The sequence below is a fragment of the Demequina litoralis genome (genome assembly GCF_030418455.1).
Lineage (GTDB): Bacteria > Actinomycetota > Actinomycetes > Actinomycetales > Demequinaceae > Demequina > Demequina litoralis.
Window position 1 is genome coordinate 254643 of the sequence record NZ_JAUHPW010000001.1, and the last position, 14185, is coordinate 268827.

General features: G+C 74.4%; 15 protein-coding genes. All 15 read right to left on the minus strand.

Going from position 1 to position 14185, the window contains the following annotated elements; genetic code table 11:
* Positions 1-106 precede the first annotated feature (106 nt).
* Genes ribH through pyrF form a run of 15 tightly spaced genes read right to left on the minus strand, consistent with a single transcriptional unit; the run spans position 107 to position 14080 of the window.
* On the minus strand, positions 107-571 hold the full coding sequence (gene ribH / locus QQX09_RS01170; protein ID WP_301130878.1) for a 6,7-dimethyl-8-ribityllumazine synthase: 465 nt from the start codon (positions 569-571) through the stop codon (positions 107-109).
* The gene (ribA, locus tag QQX09_RS01175) at positions 568-1809 is read right to left on the minus strand and encodes a GTP cyclohydrolase II (RefSeq protein ID WP_301130879.1); all 1242 of its coding nucleotides are present in this window, start codon (positions 1807-1809) and stop codon (positions 568-570) included. Before ribA ends, ribH begins: the two co-directional genes overlap by 4 nt.
* Positions 1806-2396 carry a riboflavin synthase gene (locus tag QQX09_RS01180; protein ID WP_301130880.1) on the minus strand — a complete coding sequence of 197 codons (591 nt, stop codon included), beginning with the start codon at positions 2394-2396 and terminating at the stop codon, positions 1806-1808. The genes ribA and QQX09_RS01180 overlap by 4 nt, the downstream gene beginning before the upstream one ends.
* Positions 2397-3401 carry a bifunctional diaminohydroxyphosphoribosylaminopyrimidine deaminase/5-amino-6-(5-phosphoribosylamino)uracil reductase RibD gene (gene ribD / locus QQX09_RS01185; protein ID WP_301131150.1) on the minus strand — a complete coding sequence of 335 codons (1005 nt, stop codon included), beginning with the start codon at positions 3399-3401 and terminating at the stop codon, positions 2397-2399. It abuts the gene before it with no gap.
* The gene (gene rpe / locus QQX09_RS01190) at positions 3394-4059 is read right to left on the minus strand and encodes a ribulose-phosphate 3-epimerase (RefSeq protein ID WP_301130881.1); all 666 of its coding nucleotides are present in this window, start codon (positions 4057-4059) and stop codon (positions 3394-3396) included. The genes ribD and rpe overlap by 8 nt, the downstream gene beginning before the upstream one ends.
* A gap of 10 nt (positions 4060-4069) precedes the next feature.
* Positions 4070-5314 carry an AGE family epimerase/isomerase gene (locus QQX09_RS01195; RefSeq protein ID WP_301130882.1) on the minus strand — a complete coding sequence of 415 codons (1245 nt, stop codon included), beginning with the start codon at positions 5312-5314 and terminating at the stop codon, positions 4070-4072.
* A 40-nt stretch (positions 5315-5354) separates the two neighbouring features.
* Positions 5355-6701 (minus strand): RsmB/NOP family class I SAM-dependent RNA methyltransferase, encoded by a 1347-nt coding sequence (locus QQX09_RS01200; RefSeq protein WP_301130883.1) that lies wholly within the window; start codon positions 6699-6701, stop codon positions 5355-5357.
* The gene (fmt, locus tag QQX09_RS01205; RefSeq protein ID WP_301130884.1) at positions 6698-7633 is read right to left on the minus strand and encodes a methionyl-tRNA formyltransferase; all 936 of its coding nucleotides are present in this window, start codon (positions 7631-7633) and stop codon (positions 6698-6700) included. The genes QQX09_RS01200 and fmt overlap by 4 nt, the downstream gene beginning before the upstream one ends.
* Positions 7634-7680: 47 nt before the next feature.
* The gene (locus QQX09_RS01210; protein ID WP_301130885.1) at positions 7681-9636 is read right to left on the minus strand and encodes a primosomal protein N' family DNA-binding protein; all 1956 of its coding nucleotides are present in this window, start codon (positions 9634-9636) and stop codon (positions 7681-7683) included.
* Between the two features lie 2 nt (positions 9637-9638).
* On the minus strand, positions 9639-10802 hold the full coding sequence (gene metK / locus QQX09_RS01215; protein ID WP_301130886.1) for a methionine adenosyltransferase: 1164 nt from the start codon (positions 10800-10802) through the stop codon (positions 9639-9641).
* A 10-nt stretch (positions 10803-10812) separates the two neighbouring features.
* Positions 10813-12039: a bifunctional phosphopantothenoylcysteine decarboxylase/phosphopantothenate--cysteine ligase CoaBC gene (gene coaBC / locus QQX09_RS01220; RefSeq protein ID WP_301130887.1), complete on the minus strand. Its 1227-nt coding sequence runs from the start codon at positions 12037-12039 to the stop codon at positions 10813-10815.
* Between the two features lie 3 nt (positions 12040-12042).
* Positions 12043-12315: a DNA-directed RNA polymerase subunit omega gene (gene rpoZ / locus QQX09_RS01225; protein WP_062311690.1), complete on the minus strand. Its 273-nt coding sequence runs from the start codon at positions 12313-12315 to the stop codon at positions 12043-12045.
* 37 nt (positions 12316-12352) lie between these two features.
* A complete protein-coding gene (gmk, locus tag QQX09_RS01230; protein WP_301130888.1) occupies positions 12353-12907 on the minus strand; it encodes a guanylate kinase in 555 nt (184 codons plus the stop codon).
* Positions 12904-13218, minus strand: coding sequence for an integration host factor, actinobacterial type (mihF, locus tag QQX09_RS01235; protein ID WP_062295605.1), 315 nt, complete (start codon positions 13216-13218; stop codon positions 12904-12906). The genes gmk and mihF overlap by 4 nt, the downstream gene beginning before the upstream one ends.
* A 22-nt stretch (positions 13219-13240) precedes the next feature.
* Positions 13241-14080, minus strand: coding sequence for an orotidine-5'-phosphate decarboxylase (gene pyrF, locus QQX09_RS01240; RefSeq protein ID WP_301130889.1), 840 nt, complete (start codon positions 14078-14080; stop codon positions 13241-13243).
* Between the last annotated feature and the right edge of the window lie 105 nt (positions 14081-14185).

The window sequence follows — 14185 nt, forward strand, 5'->3', positions numbered from 1 at the left end:
ATTCCCAATGGAGCATGTGACAGAAGTGAGGGGTGTGGCGCCCGGGGCCGGCGCCGCCGCGCCCGGCAACCCCACCTGTCACCCTTGTCATTGGCAGTCGACAGAGCTACAGGCCCTTGAGCACCACCGCGGTCGCCAGCGCGGCCTCGACGGCCTCCGCGCCCTTGTCCTCGCTGGAGCCGGGCAGGCCCGCGCGGTCGAGGGCCTGCGCATCGTCGTCGGTGGTGAGGATGCCGAAGCCCACCGGGGTCGCGTGGGTGCGCGCCACGTCCGTGAGGCCGCGGGTGACGGCGTCGCAGACGTACTCGAAGTGCGGGGTGCCGCCGCGGATCACGACGCCGAGGCACGCGATCGCGTCCGCGCCCTTCCGAGCGAGCGCCTCGGCGACCACCGGCAGCTCGAAGGCGCCCGGAACGCGCGTGACGCGGTACGCGGCGCCGGCCTTCTCGGCGGCGCGGATCGCGCCGGCGACGAGGCCGTCCATCACCTCGGTGTGCCACAGGCTCGCGACGATCTCGATGGTGAGGTCGTTCGCGTCGACCTCGACGACGGGTGCTCCGGCACCGCTCATGCGTTGTCTCCCAACAGGTGGCCCATCCGCTCGATCTTGGTGCGGAGGTACTGCTCGTTCTCGGGGTGGGCGCCCACGCGGTGCGGGATGCGCTCGATGCAGTCGACGCCCGACGCGCGCAGGCCCTCGACCTTCGCCGGGTTGTTCGTCAGCAGCCGGATGCGGGTGAGGCCCAGGTCGTGCAGGATCGAGGCGGCGGCGCCGTACTCGCGGCGGTCGACCGGCAGCCCCAGGTGGGTGTTCGCGTCGACGGTGTCGAGCCCGTCGTCCTGGAGTGCGTAGGCCTGGATCTTCGCGGCGATGCCGATGCCGCGGCCCTCGTGGCCGCGCAGGTACACCACCGCGCCGCCGTCCTCGACGATGCGCGCGATGGCGGCGTCGAGCTGCGGGCCGCAGTCGCAGCGCTGCGAGCCGAAGGCGTCGCCCGTGAGGCACTCGGAGTGCACGCGCACCACCGGCACGGTCCCCGCCTTGGGCGGCACCACGAGCGCGACATGCTCGTCGCCGGTGCGTGCATCCCGGTAGGCATGGATCGTCACCTCGCCGTGCGCGGTCGGCAGGCGCGACTCCCCCACGTGGAGGACGCGCTCGGGGCGCGCCGCGATGGGCGGCGGCTGGTCGCCCACGGCACGGCGGTAGTCGATGAGATCCGCGATGGTGAGGAACGTGAGGCCGTCACGCTCGGCGATCGCGGTCGCGTCGCCCTGCCGCATCATCGTGCCGTCGTCGTTGACCATCTCGCCGATGACGCCCACGGGCGACAGGCCCGCGAGGCGGCACAGGTCGACGCATGCCTCGGTGTGGCCGGGACGATGCAGGACGCCGCCGGGCACGGCGCGCAGGGGCAGCACGTGGCCGGGACGGATGAGGTCGTCGGCGGCCGCGTCCGGGTTGGCCAGCACCTTGAGGGTGGTGGTGCGGTCCGCGGCGGAGATGCCGGTGGTGACGCCGGCCGCCGCGTCGACGGACACCGTGTAGGCGGTGCGGCGAGGGTCCTGGCTGCTGGGCACCATGAGCGGCAGGTTGAGGGCGTCCGCGCGCTCGGTCGGCATGGGCGCGCACAGGTAGCCGCTCGAGTGGCGGATGCCCCACGCGATCCAGTCGACCGTCGCGGTCTCCGCGGCCATGATGAAGTCGGCCTCGTCCTCCCGGTCGCGCGAGTCCGACACGAGCACCGGCTTGCCGGCGCGCATGTCCTCGAGCGCCTGCTCGACGAGGGCGATGACGTCGACGCTCATGCGTGGGCCGCCACGAGCTTCTCGACGTACTTGGCCACCACGTCGACCTCGACGTTGACGCGGTCGCCCGCGGCGATGGTGCCGAAGGTGGTCTCCGCGAGGGTGGTGGGGATGAGCGAGACGGTCACGCGCGTGCCGTCGATCTCCGCGACGGTGAGCGAGACGCCGCCCAGGGCGATCGAGCCCTTGCGCACCACGTAGCGCGTGAGGTCCTCGGGGATCTCGAACGTGAGGTCGGTCCACTCGGGCTGCGAGTCGCGCTCGACGAGGACCGCGACGCCGTCGACGTGGCCCTGCATGATGTGGCCGCCCAGGCGGCCGCCCGCGGGCGTGGCCCGCTCGAGGTTGACGCGGTCGCCCGCGCGCAGGTCGCCGAGCGCCGTGGTCTCGAGCGTGACGCGCATGACGTCGGCGGTCCACGTGGAGCCCGCGTGGTCGGCGACGGTGAGACACACGCCGTGCACGGCGATGGACTCGCCGTGGACGAGGTCGGTGAGGCCGGGGGCCTCGATGGTGAGCCGCGAGCTCGCCTCGGTACCGGTCACCTCGGTGACGGTGCCGAGCGACTCGACGATGCCGGTGAACATCTACTGCGGTCCTCTCTGGAAGAAGGCGGTGACCAGCGTATCGACGCCCAGGGCGGTCGCCGTCACATCCTGGCCCCTCAACGCGCCGCCCATCGTCCCGATTCCCAGGTCTCCCACGGCGTTCGTGCCGGAGCCGAGGATCGCGGGGGCGATGTAGGCGTGGACCTCGTCGACGAGGCCCGCGCGCAGGAAGGCCGTGGTGACGGTGCCGCCGCCCTCCACCACCACGGTACGCACCTCGCGCGCCTCGAGCGCCGCCAGCGCCTCGTGGGGGTCGTGGGAGCGGATGGCGATCGCGTTCTCGTCGTGCCAGACCTTGGCGCCGAACGTGTCGGACATCCCCATGACGGCGCGCAGGGGCTGGTGCGGCTCCGCCACGTGGGGCGGGCGAGCGGACAGGGCCGGGTCGTCGGCGCGGACGGTGCCGGTGCCCACGAGGATCGCGTCCACCTCGGCACGCACGCCGTGCGCGTGGGCGCGTGCCTCCTCGCCGGTGACCCAGAAGCTGGTGCCGTCGGCGGCTGCGGTGCGGCCGTCGAGGGTCTGCGCCCACTTCGCGATCACCCAGGGGCGGCCGTGCGCGACCGCGCCGAGCCAGCGCCGGTTGACCTCCCACGCGGCCCGCGAGGGCGCGTAGGTCGCGTCGATACCGCGCGAGCGCAGCACCTCTCCCCCGCCCGCGGCCAGCGGGTTGGGATCCTCGACGGCGTAGCGGACCGCGGCGACGCCGGCGCGCGTGAGGGCGTCGGTGCACGGACCGGTGCGTCCCGTGTGGGAGCACGGCTCGAGGGTGACGTACGCGGTGGCGCCCGTCACGTCGTGGCCTCTGTCCCGCGCATCGTCCAGCGCGGCGGGCTCGGCGTGCGGGGTGCCGGCGCCGCGGTGCCAGCCCTCGCCCAGGACGGTGCCGTCGGGCGCGACGAGGACGCAGCCGACGCGCGGGTTGGGGCCGTGCGCGGGGCCCCGGAGGGCGAGCTCGACGGCGCGCGCGAGATGGTCAGCGATGGTGCACCGCCTCGCCCAGCGCGCGCAGGGCGCCGATCTCCGCGCCGCGGTCCGCGGCGCCGTAGATCGCGGAGCCGGCGACCAGGACGTCGCCGCCCGCCTCGACGACCGTCTGGATGGTGTCGCGGGCGACGCCGCCGTCGGCCTGCAGCCACAGGTCGCGGCCGGCGGCCTCGGCGGCGGCGCGCAGCGTGCGGAGCTTGGGCATCATGTCGGCCATGAAGGCCTGGCCGCCGAAGCCGGGCTCGACGGTCATGACGAGCACCATGTCGAGGGTGTCGAGCAGCGGCAGCACGTCCTCGACGGGCGTGCCCGGCTTGATGGCGCACGAGGCGCGCGCGCCCATGCTGCGGAGGTCCGCCGCGATGGTGCGCGGGTCGGCGGCGGCCTCGAGGTGGAACGTCACGGACGTCGCGCCGATCTCCGCGTAGCGCGGCGCCCACCGGTCGGGGTCGTCGATCATGAGGTGCACGTCGAGGGGCAGCGGCGACACCTGCGCGAGGCGCTCGACGACGGGCAGGCCGAGGGTGAGGTTGGGCACGAAGTGCCCGTCCATGACGTCCACGTGGAGCCAGTCCGCGTCGCTCACGGCGAGGATGTCCCGCTCGAGGTTGGCGAAGTCGGCGGACAGGATGCTCGGCGCGATCTGGATGCCCATGGGACCGAGCCTAGCGGCGCAGGCCCCCCGCCTTGAGCGCGGTCGCGAAGCTCGGGACCAGCGGCAGCGCGGGCAGCAGGGCCGCCTGATAGGCGTGGTAGACGTCGGGCTTGCCGGGCCACACCGTGCCGGCCGGACGGTTCTGCGGGTCGAGCTCGTGGTGCCACGAGCCGTGCTCGTGGTCGACGAGGTGGCGGTCCGCGTAGGCCCACCAGGCGGCGGCGTCCGTCGCGTAGCGGTCCTCGCCCGTGACCTGGCGGAGGGCCTCGGCGGCGTTGACGGCCTCCGCGAGGACCCAGTGCATGCGCTCGCGGACCACGGGCGCGCCGTCCCAGCCGGTGGTGTAGACGAAGCCCGGGGCGCCGTCCGCGTCCCAGCCGTCCGCGACGGCGCGGTCGTAGAGCGCCACGGCCGCCTCGCGCAGGTCGGGTGGGGAGTCCTCCCACAGCGTGAGGTCGACGCTGAGCAGGAGCCGTGCCCATTCGAGCCCGTGCCCGACGGTCGCGCCGTAGGGCCGGAACGGGTGCGCGGGCTCGTCGCGGTGGTGCTCGAGCATGGGGCGCCACGCGGCGTCGAAGTGCTCGGGGATGCGCCAGTCGTTGTCGCGCGCCCAGCCGGCCACCCGCGCGGAGATTCGGCCGGCGCGCTCGTGCCACTCGCGCTCGCCGGTGACGTCGCCGGCGGCGAGGTAGGCCTCGACCGTGTGCATGTTGGCGTTGACGCCGCGGTAGCGGTCGAGGCGGCGCCAGCCCGCGTCCCACTCCTCGACCGAGAGCCCCTCCTCCTCGTCCCAGAAGTGGGTGAGGGACACCTCGAGGGCGTCCTCGAGCAGCTGGCGGGCGCCCGTGACGTCGGCGGCGACGGCGGACGATGCGGCGAGCACCACGAACGCGTGGCCGTACGCCTGCTTGGTGGTCACCGTGGGGACGCCGTCGCGCATCGCGGCGTACCAGCCGTCGTGCTCGCGGTCCCGGAGCCGGCGCCGCAGGGCGCGCACGCCGTGCGCGGCCATCGCGCCGAGCGCCGCCGCGTCCGGGCCGCCGGGTGCGGGCGGCTCCGCCGCGAGCATCCCGAGCGCGGCCACGTGCGTCATGCGGCAGGTGATCCACAGCTCGACGGGGCGCTCGCGGTCGAGCCGTCCCGTCTCGGACAGCCAGCCGAAGCCGTCGTCCGTGGCCGCCCCGTGCGCGAAGCGCAGCAGGTCCGCGCGCTGCGCGGCGAGGTACGCGGGATCCCCGGGGACCGTCTGCGCCATCAGCACTCCTCCGTCGCCTGTGGCGAGCGTATCGCGAGGGTCAGACGCCGGGCTTCTCGAGGAGCGCGAGGAACATCGAGTCCGTGCCGTGGATGTGCGTCCACAGCTGGACGTGCGGCCCCTCGCCCCACATGCGCGGCGTGGTCCCGGTGACGGCCGCGACCGAGTCGCGCGCGTCGAGCTGGCGCAGCGTGGTGCCGGCGACGACGTCCCGCGTCTCGGCGAGCACGGGCGAGCACGTGATGTAGGCGAGCAGGCCGCCGGGGGCCAGCAGCCGCTCCGCGTTGGCCAGGAGCGCCTTCTGGAGCGGCACGAGCTCGTCGAGGTCCTCGGGCTGGCGACGCCATCGCGACTCGGGGCGGCGGCGCAGCGCGCCCAGGCCCGAGCAGGGCGCGTCGAGGACGATGCGGTCGTACGTGCCGTCGTCGCCCCAGGTGGTGCCGTCGCCGGTGTGGATGGTGACGACGCCCTCGGGGACCGCGCGGGTGGAGCGGCGCACGAGGTCCGCGCGGTGCTGGTGGAGCTCGACGGCGTCGAGGGTCGCGGCGCCGTCGGCGGCGAGCGCGCCGAGCAGCGCCGCCTTCCCGCCGGGGCCGGAGCAGAGGTCGAGCCAGCGCTCGCCGGGCTCGACCGGCTGGGCGGCGGCGAGGGCTGCGGCGACCACCTGGCTGCCCTCGTCCTGGACGGCCGCGGTGCCCTCGGCGACCGCCTCGAGGTCGCCCGGGCGTCCGCCCGGGAGCACGACCGCGTACGGCGAGTACTCGCCCGCCTCTCCCCCGGCCTGCTGGATGAGCTCCTCGCGGTCGACCAGGCCCGGGCGGGCGACGAGCGTGACGCGGGCGGGCGAGTTGTCGGACTCGAGCAGCGCGCTCACCTCGCCGCTGTGGCCGTCGGCGGCGAGCGCGTCCTCGAGCTCGCGCACCACCCACTCGGGATGCGAGTGGCGGGTGGCGACGGCCTGGCGCGAGTCGCCCGATGCGACGACGGCGAGCCAGGCGTCGGCGTCGCGCTCGGTCACGCGGCGCATCACGGCGTTGGCCAGCTTCGAGGCGCCCTGGCCGCGCTCGCGGCGCACCTGGGACACGGTCTCGTTGACGGCGGCGTGCGGGGGCACGCGCATCGCGAGGTGCTGGTGGATGCCGAGCCACAGCGAGACGCGCACCTCGGGGTCGAGGTCGCGCGGGTCCCGGCCGGAGGCCTTCTCCACGATCGCGTCGTACAGGCCGCGCATGCGCAGGGTGCCGTACGCGAGCTCGGTGGCGAAGCCGGCGTCGCGGCCCTCGAGCCGCATCCGCTCGAGCAGCGACGGCATGAGCAGGTTGGCGTAGGCGCCCTCGGTCGAGACCGCCATCACGCAGTCGTAGGCGACGTCCCGTGCGCGGCTCATGCCTCCCCCAGCTGGGCGCTCTCGCCCAGGCGTGCGCCGCGCCACCAGGCGGCGGCGTCCATCGGCTTCTTGCCGGCGGGCGCGATCCAGCCGAGCGCGACCGGGTCGGTGCCCGTGCCGATGAGCACCTCGCCCTCCTCGAACCTCACCTGGCCGGGCGCGGTCCCGGAGCGCTGCAGGCGCGGCGAGACCGGGCCGAGCTTGGCGACCGAGCCGTCGGGGAGCGTGGTCCAGGCCCCGGGCGCGGGCGTGCAGCCGCGGATGCGGCGGTCGACCACGTGGGCGGCGAGGTCCCAGCGGACGTAGGCGTCCTCGCGGGTGAGCTTGGCGGCGTAGCTGACGTCCTCCTCGCCCTGTGCGGCGGGCCGCGCGATGCCGGAGTCGAGCGCCTCGAGCGACTGCACCATGAGCGGGGCGCCGAGGGTCGCGAGCCGCTCGAGCAGGTCCCCGGCCGTGTCGGTGGCGCGGATCCGCTCGGTGAGCGTGCCGATGACCGGGCCCGTGTCGAGGCCCTTCTCGATGACGAACGTGCTCGCGCCGGTGACGTCGTCGCCGCCCATGATGGCGCGCTGGACGGGGGCGGCGCCGCGCCAGGCGGGCAGCACGGAGAAGTGGAGGTTGACCCACGCGAGGCGGACGGCCGCGAGCAGCGCGGGGCGCAGGATCTGGCCGTACGCGACCACCGCCGCGGCGTCGACCTCGAGCTCCTCGATGCGCGCGACCACCTCGGGAGCCGAGGCCTTCTCGGGGGTCCAGACGTCGAGCCCGCGCTCGAGCGCGTAGGCCTTCACGGGCGACGGGTGGAGGGTCCGGCCGCGCTTGCCGCGGGCGTCGGGCTGGGTGAGCACGGCCACGATCTCGTGGCCCGCGCCCTCGAGGGCGGCCAGCGTCGGGACGGCGATCTCGGGCGTTCCGGCGAAGATCAGGCGCATCCCACCATCGTAGTGGCGGGGCCCCGCCACCCGGGCCGCCGGACGGGTCAGGAGACGGGGTCGAGGGGCGCGTCGACGCGCATGCGCAGCTCGCCGTCGCCCGCCTTCGAGAACTCCTGCTGACGGCGGCGCAGGGTGTCCACCACGGACTGCGTCGCGCGCCTGGTCACGAGGAGGATGACCCCGCCCTTGGCCTCGACGACGGCCACGTCGCGGTGGCGCTCGAGGCGCTCCCCCTCGACCGTCTCGGACAGCGCGAGCGTGAGCACGGGCGTCTCGCCCCACAACCGGATCGCGCGCCGGTACGGCGGCAGCGCGAGGTCCGCGCGCTCGCCGTACGCGTCCCACGCGGCCTCGGCCGCGTTCCAGCCGACGAGCGCCTCGCGCACCACGGGCGGCAGCTCGCCGACCGCGATCACCTCTCCCCCGGCGCCGCGGGGCCGGGCGAGGGCCGCGATGGACAGCCACCAGCGCATGGCCTGGAGCTCGGCGCCGAGCGCGCCTCCCGCGGGGACCTCGGCGCCCACGATGACGATGCGCGCGTAGCCGCCCGTGACGGCCGGCAGCGCGGCGGGGGTCGCGACCACGATGCCCTCCGTGACCTCGCCGTCCGCGACGGTGCCGACCGCGCCGGCGGACAGCGTCACGGGCACCGACCCTGCCATCGCGCGGACCTGCTCGGCGATGCGCTCGACGCCCTGGCGCAACTGCTTGGTCGCGGGAGACCCGCATTCGGCGCAGTGCCAGTGCGGGTGGTCGGCGCCGCAGTCGGCGCAGTGGAGGGTCGCGACCGCGGACTCCTTGCGCAGCGGCCCGCCGCAGGAGGTGCACGACGCCCACTCGCCGCATCGTGCGCACGCGGTCGCCCGCACGTACCCCGCGCGGGGCACGACGATGCCCACGGGCCCGTCCTCGAGCGCGGCGCGGGCGCGGCGCCACACCTGGCCGGGCATCCAATGCCAGCCGGAGGCGCCCTCGGCCTCGCGGCGCTCGTCGTCGATGATCGTCACGAGCGGCGTGGCCACGCGGACGTCGGCGCGGGGCACCGCGGCGCGCTCGGCCCAGCCGTGCGCGACGAGCGCCATCGCCTCGACCGAGGGCGCGTAGCCGGCCAGCAGCACGCCGGCGCCGGCCTCGTCGGCGCGCATCGCGGCGACTGTGCGGGCGTGCGGGTACGGCGCGTGCGGGTCCTCGTAGACGGTCGACGCCTCGTCCCACATGACCAGCAGGCCCAGGTTCGGCACCGGCTGCATCGCGGCGGGCCGCGTCCCCAGCACGATGCGGGCGTGGCCGTGCATCGCGGCGAGGTACGAGCCGAAGCGCACGGCGGGTCCGTCGTCGGCGTGCAGCACCGTGAAGTGGCCACCCGACCGCGACGTCCAGCGCGCCAGCCCGGCACGGGTGAGCGCGTCGGCGGCCGCGGCGAGGGCGCGCGCGTCGGGCAGGATCACGATCGACGTGAGGCCGCGCGCGGCCACCTCGGCCGCGGGTGCGAGCAGCGCCTCGACGGGCAGCCCGTGACGCAAGGCCGGGTCGGGCACCGCCTCCCAGACGATGCGGGCGCCGCTCGCGACGGCGGCGGGCAGCGAGACCGCCTCGGCGGCGGGCGCGAGTGTCGCGTACGCCTCGCGGAAGGCCTGCTCGTCGTGCTCGACCGTGGACCAGTCGCGCTTCTCGACGCCGGCGACGCGCGGGGGCGCCATGAGCCGCAGGACGTCCCACAGCCCGCCGCCGTAACGGCGCGCGACCTGGCCGGCGAAGGCGATCGCCTCGGCGGTGAAGGACGGCACCGCGGACGACGAGTGGATCGGGCTGAGCCGACCCTCGAAGTCGCTGCCGCCCGCCGTCGACACGACGACGCCGTTCACCAGCCGGCCCGCGAACCGCACGCGCACGCGCGAGCCGACGTCGACGGTTCCCGCGAGCTTCTCGGGGACCTCGTAGTCGAACGGCCGGTCGAGGTGGGGAAGCTCGCTGTCGATGCAGACGCGCGCGACGGACACGGTCAGCCGGCGGCCGCGGCGAGGTCGTCGGCGCGGTCGGTCCGCTCCCACGTGAAGTCGGGCAGCTCGCGGCCGAAGTGGCCGTAGGCCGCCGTCTGGCGGTAGAGGGGGCGGCGCAGGTCGAGGGCCGCGATGATCGCGCCGGGGCGCAGGTCGAAGACGTCCCGGATCGCGGTGACGATGCGGTCCTCGGGCACCGTCGCGGTGCCGAAGGTCTCGACGTACAGGCCGACGGGGTGCGCCGTGCCGATCGCGTACGCGACCTGCACCTCGCAGCGGTCCGCGAGCCCCGCGGCCACCACGTTCTTGGCGACCCAGCGCATCGCATAGGCGGCGGACCGGTCGACCTTGGACGGGTCCTTGCCGGAGAACGCGCCACCGCCGTGGCGGGCCATGCCGCCGTACGTGTCGACGATGATCTTGCGGCCGGTGAGGCCCGCGTCGCCCTTGGGGCCGCCGATCTCGAAGCGTCCCGTGGGGTTGATGAGCGACCGGTGGGCGCCCGCGTCGAGCTCGTAGCGAGCGAGCACCGGAGCGATGACGAGCTCCTCGACGGCCGCCCGCAGGTCCGCGGTCTCGATGGACTCGGCGTGCTGGGTCGACACCACGACGGTGTCGACGGACACCGCGCGGTCGCCGTCGTAGCCGATGGTCACCTGCGCCTTGCCGTCGGGGCGCAGCCCCTCGACCTCGCCGGAGCGACGCACCTCGGCCAGGCGCGAGGTGAGTCCGTGCGCCATGTGGATGGGCAGCGGCATGAGCTCCGGGGTGTCGCGGCACGCGTAGCCGAACATGAGGCCCTGGTCGCCCGCGCCCAGCTCGTCGACGTCGGAGTCGGTGGCGTGGCCCACGCCCATCCAGATGTCCGGGGACTGCTCGCCGATCGACACCGAGACGCCGCACGAGTCGCCGTCGAAGCCCACGTGCGAGGACGTGTAGCCGATGTCGTTGACGACGCCGCGGATGATGCCGGGGATGTCGACGTACGCCTCCGTGGTCACCTCGCCGGCGACGTGCACGAGGCCGGTGGTCACCATGGTCTCGACGGCGACGCGCGACAGCGGGTCCTGGCGGAGCATCTCGTCGAGGATCGCGTCGGAGACCTGGTCGCAGATCTTGTCGGGGTGGCCCTCGGTGACGGACTCGGACGTGAAGAGCCTGTTCATGGGCGCAAGCCTACTGGCGGGCACCGACCACGGCGTCGAGCACCGCATGCGCGACCGCGAGCTTGGTGCCGGCCGCGCGCGCCACCTCGCCGCCGTCACGGTCGAGGATCGTCACCTCGTTGGGCACGTCGCCGAAGCCCCTCCCGCCGCCCACGGGGTTGAAGACCAGCAGGTCGGCGCCCTTGCGCCGCGCCTTGGCGCGCGCGTGGTCCACGGCGGACGCCGCATCGTCCCCCGTCTCGGCGGCGAAGCCCACGACGGTGCGCCCGGGCACGGCCTCCTCGACGAGGCCGCGGAGGATGTCCTCGGTCTCGACGAGCTCGAGCGTGATGCCGCCCGAGCCGTCCTTCTTCAGCTTGACGTCGGCGACCTCGGCGGGCCGGTAGTCGGCGACGGCGGCGGCCATGATGACGACGTCGGCGGTGGACGATGCGGTGCGCACCGCATCGGCCAGCTGCGCGCTGGTCTCGACGTCGACGCGCGCGACGCCCTCCGACAGCGGGAGCGTGACGTTGGCGGCGATGACGGTGACGTCGGCGCCGCGCTCGCGGGCGGCCTCGGCGAGGGCGAAGCCCTGGTGGCCGGACGAGCGGTTGCCGAGGAAGCGCACGGCGTCGAGCGGTTCGCGGGTGCCGCCGGCGGTGATGACGATGCGCGTGCCGACGAGGTCGCCCCACTCACCGCCGGGCGACAGGGTCTCGGGCGGCAGCGCGCCCTGGGCGGCCGCGTACGCGGCGGCGACGATGTCGTCGGGCTCGGGCAGGCGACCGGGGCCGGAGTCGGGGCCGGTGAGGCGGCCGACGGCGGGCTCGATCACGGTGATCCCCCGCGAGCGGAGGGTCTGGACGTTGGCCTGCGTGGAGGCCTTCTCCCACATCTCGGTGTGCATCGCGGGCGCCACTACGACGGGGGCGCGGGTCGCGAGGAGGGCGTTGCCCAGGAGGTCGCGGGCCTCGCCGTGGGCGAGCTGCGCGAGGAAGTCGGCGGTCGCGGGGGCGACCAGCACGAGGTCCGCCTGCTGGCCGAGCCTGACGTGCTCGACCGCGGGGACGTTGTCGAAGGTGTCCGCCGTCGCGGGCAGGCCGGACAGGGCCTCCCACGTCGCGCGCCCCACGAACTGCAGCGCGGCAGGCGTGGGGACGACGCGGACGGTGTGGCCGTCCTCCTTGAGGCGTCTCAGCACGATGGCGGCCTTGTACGCCGCCACCCCGCCGGTGACGCCCAGGAGGACGCGCACGGGCTACTGCTGCTCGGCGGAGTCGCCCAGCTCGAGCAGGTCGCCCTGGTTGAGCTCGCGGAGCGCGACCGACAGCGGCTTGTCGGTGGTGTCGGCCTCGACGAGCGGGCCCACGTTCTCGAAGTGGCCCTCGCCGAGCGCCTCGTAGTACGAGTTGATCTGGCGGGCGCGCTTGGACGCGTAGATGACCAGCGCGTACTTCGAGTCGACCTTCTCGAGCAGCTCGTCGATGGGCGGGTTGGTGATGCCGATGGGGTTCGCGACGGTTCCGGCCACGGTTGCTCCTTAAGGTTTGAAAAAGACTTCCAGCATTCTACCGGGTTCCACGGACCACGGACAGGAGCTCCGCGGCGGCGCGCTCGACGGTGTCGTTGACGATCACCTGGTCGAACTCCGCGACCGCCGCCATCTCGTCGCGGGCGGTGGCGAGGCGACGCTCGCGCTCCTCCTCGTCCTCGGTGCCACGGCCCACGAGCCGGTTGACCAGCTCGTCCCACGACGGGGGCGACAGGAACACGAAGTGCGCGTCGGGCATCGTCTCCTTGACCTGGCGGGCGCCCTGGAGGTCGATCTCCAGGAGAACCGGCTCACCCTCGGCGAGACGCTCGTCGACGGGGCCGCGAAGCGTGCCGTACTTGTTCTGGCCGTGCACGGTCGCCCACTCGAGGAACTCGCCGGCGTCGATGCGGCGGTCGAAGTCGTCCCGCTCGATGAAGTGGTAGTGGACGCCGTCGACCTCGCCGGGCCGCGGGGCCCGCGTGGTCGCGGACACGGAGATGTAGACCTCGGGGGCCATGTCGCGCAGCGCGCGCACGACCGTGCCCTTGCCGACCGCGGTAGGACCGGCAAGGACGACGAGTCTGCTCACCTGCGCTCGCGCTCGATGAGGGCCTCCACCTGGTGCTGGCCGAGCCCGCGGATGCGGCGGGCGAGGGAGATGCCGATCTCCTCCATCACCAGCTGCGCGCGCTTGGGCCCGATGCCGGGCAGGCACTGCAGCAGGTCGCGGACGCGGATGCCCGCGAGGGCCTCGTCGGCCTTCGCCTTGCGGATCGCCTCGGCGAGGCTCATCTCGCCGCGCGTCAGCTGCTCCTTGAAGACGCGGCGCGCGGAACGCACCGCCGTGGCCTTCACCAGCGCGGCCGCGCGCTGCTCATCGGTAAGTTCCGGGGTGGCCATGGCCTCTCCCTTTCCCCTGCGCCTAGCGCAGGATGCTCCTGGCCGCGGACGAGGCCTCGATGACGGCCTCGCGCAGCTTCTCGACAGTGGGGCCGGCCTTGAGCACGCCCCTCGACTGATTGACGAGCACGCGACCCCGCGCGTTCCCGAAGACCAGGGACAATTCCGCTGGTCCAGCCCCCTGAGCACCCACTCCGGGCGACAGGATGGGACCATTGACCCGGTCGAGGTCGATGCCGAGACGCTGCACCGCGTCCCCCACGGTGGCGCCGACGACGAGGCCGACGTCGCCCATGGGGCTGGCACCGCTGTTGAGCGCGGCCGCCGCGTCGGCGACCACGGCCGCGACGGCTCGGCCGTCCGGCGTGATGGCGTGCTGGACCTCGGGCCCCTCGGGGTTCGAGGTGAGGGCCAGCACGAAGATGCCCTTGCCGTGCTCGCGCGCAAGGTCGAGCGCGGGGGCGAGGGAGCCGAAGCCGAGGTACGGCGACACGGTGAGCGAGTCGCACTCGAGGGGCGCGCCCGGGCGCAGGTACGACTCGGCGTAGCCCCGCATCGTCGAGCCGATGTCACCGCGCTTCGCGTCGAGCACGGAGAGCAGCCCGAGCTCGCGGGCGCGGCCGAGCACGTGCTCGAGTGCCGCGACGCCGGCGGAGCCGTGCCGCTCGAAGAATGCCGCGTTGGGCTTGACGGCGGCGCACTCCCCCGCGCTCGCCTCCAGCACGGCGTCGCCGAAGTCGACCAGCGACTGCGCCGTGTCCTTCATGCCCCATGCCGCGAGGAGCCCGGGGTGGGGATCGATCCCCACGCAGAGCGGACCGTGCTGGTCCATCGCGGCCGCGAGACGGGCGCCGAACGCCATCCCTACCTCCCTCATGGGCTGCCCGAAATGTGCAGCCGTTGTCACTCTACCTGCGATGTTGAGAGGGCGCGCGGGCGCGCCCGGGCGGGTCGCACATCGTCCTCC

Excerpts from the sequence above, each read along its gene's own strand:
- ribH (WP_301130878.1), bottom strand. The coding sequence starts at position 571 with ATGAGCGGTGCCGGAGCACCCGTCGTCGAGGTCGACGCGAACGACCTC.
- ribA (WP_301130879.1), bottom strand. The coding sequence starts at position 1,809 with ATGAGCGTCGACGTCATCGCCCTCGTCGAGCAGGCGCTCGAGGACATG.
- QQX09_RS01180 (WP_301130880.1), bottom strand. The coding sequence starts at position 2,396 with ATGTTCACCGGCATCGTCGAGTCGCTCGGCACCGTCACCGAGGTGACC.
- rpe (WP_301130881.1), bottom strand. The coding sequence starts at position 4,059 with ATGGGCATCCAGATCGCGCCGAGCATCCTGTCCGCCGACTTCGCCAAC.
- QQX09_RS01195 (WP_301130882.1), bottom strand. The coding sequence starts at position 5,314 with ATGGCGCAGACGGTCCCCGGGGATCCCGCGTACCTCGCCGCGCAGCGC.
- QQX09_RS01200 (WP_301130883.1), bottom strand. The coding sequence starts at position 6,701 with ATGAGCCGCGCACGGGACGTCGCCTACGACTGCGTGATGGCGGTCTCG.
- fmt (WP_301130884.1), bottom strand. The coding sequence starts at position 7,633 with ATGCGCCTGATCTTCGCCGGAACGCCCGAGATCGCCGTCCCGACGCTG.
- metK (WP_301130886.1), bottom strand. The coding sequence starts at position 10,802 with ATGAACAGGCTCTTCACGTCCGAGTCCGTCACCGAGGGCCACCCCGAC.
- mihF (WP_062295605.1), bottom strand. The coding sequence starts at position 13,218 with ATGGCCACCCCGGAACTTACCGATGAGCAGCGCGCGGCCGCGCTGGTG.
- pyrF (WP_301130889.1), bottom strand. The coding sequence starts at position 14,080 with ATGGCGTTCGGCGCCCGTCTCGCGGCCGCGATGGACCAGCACGGTCCG.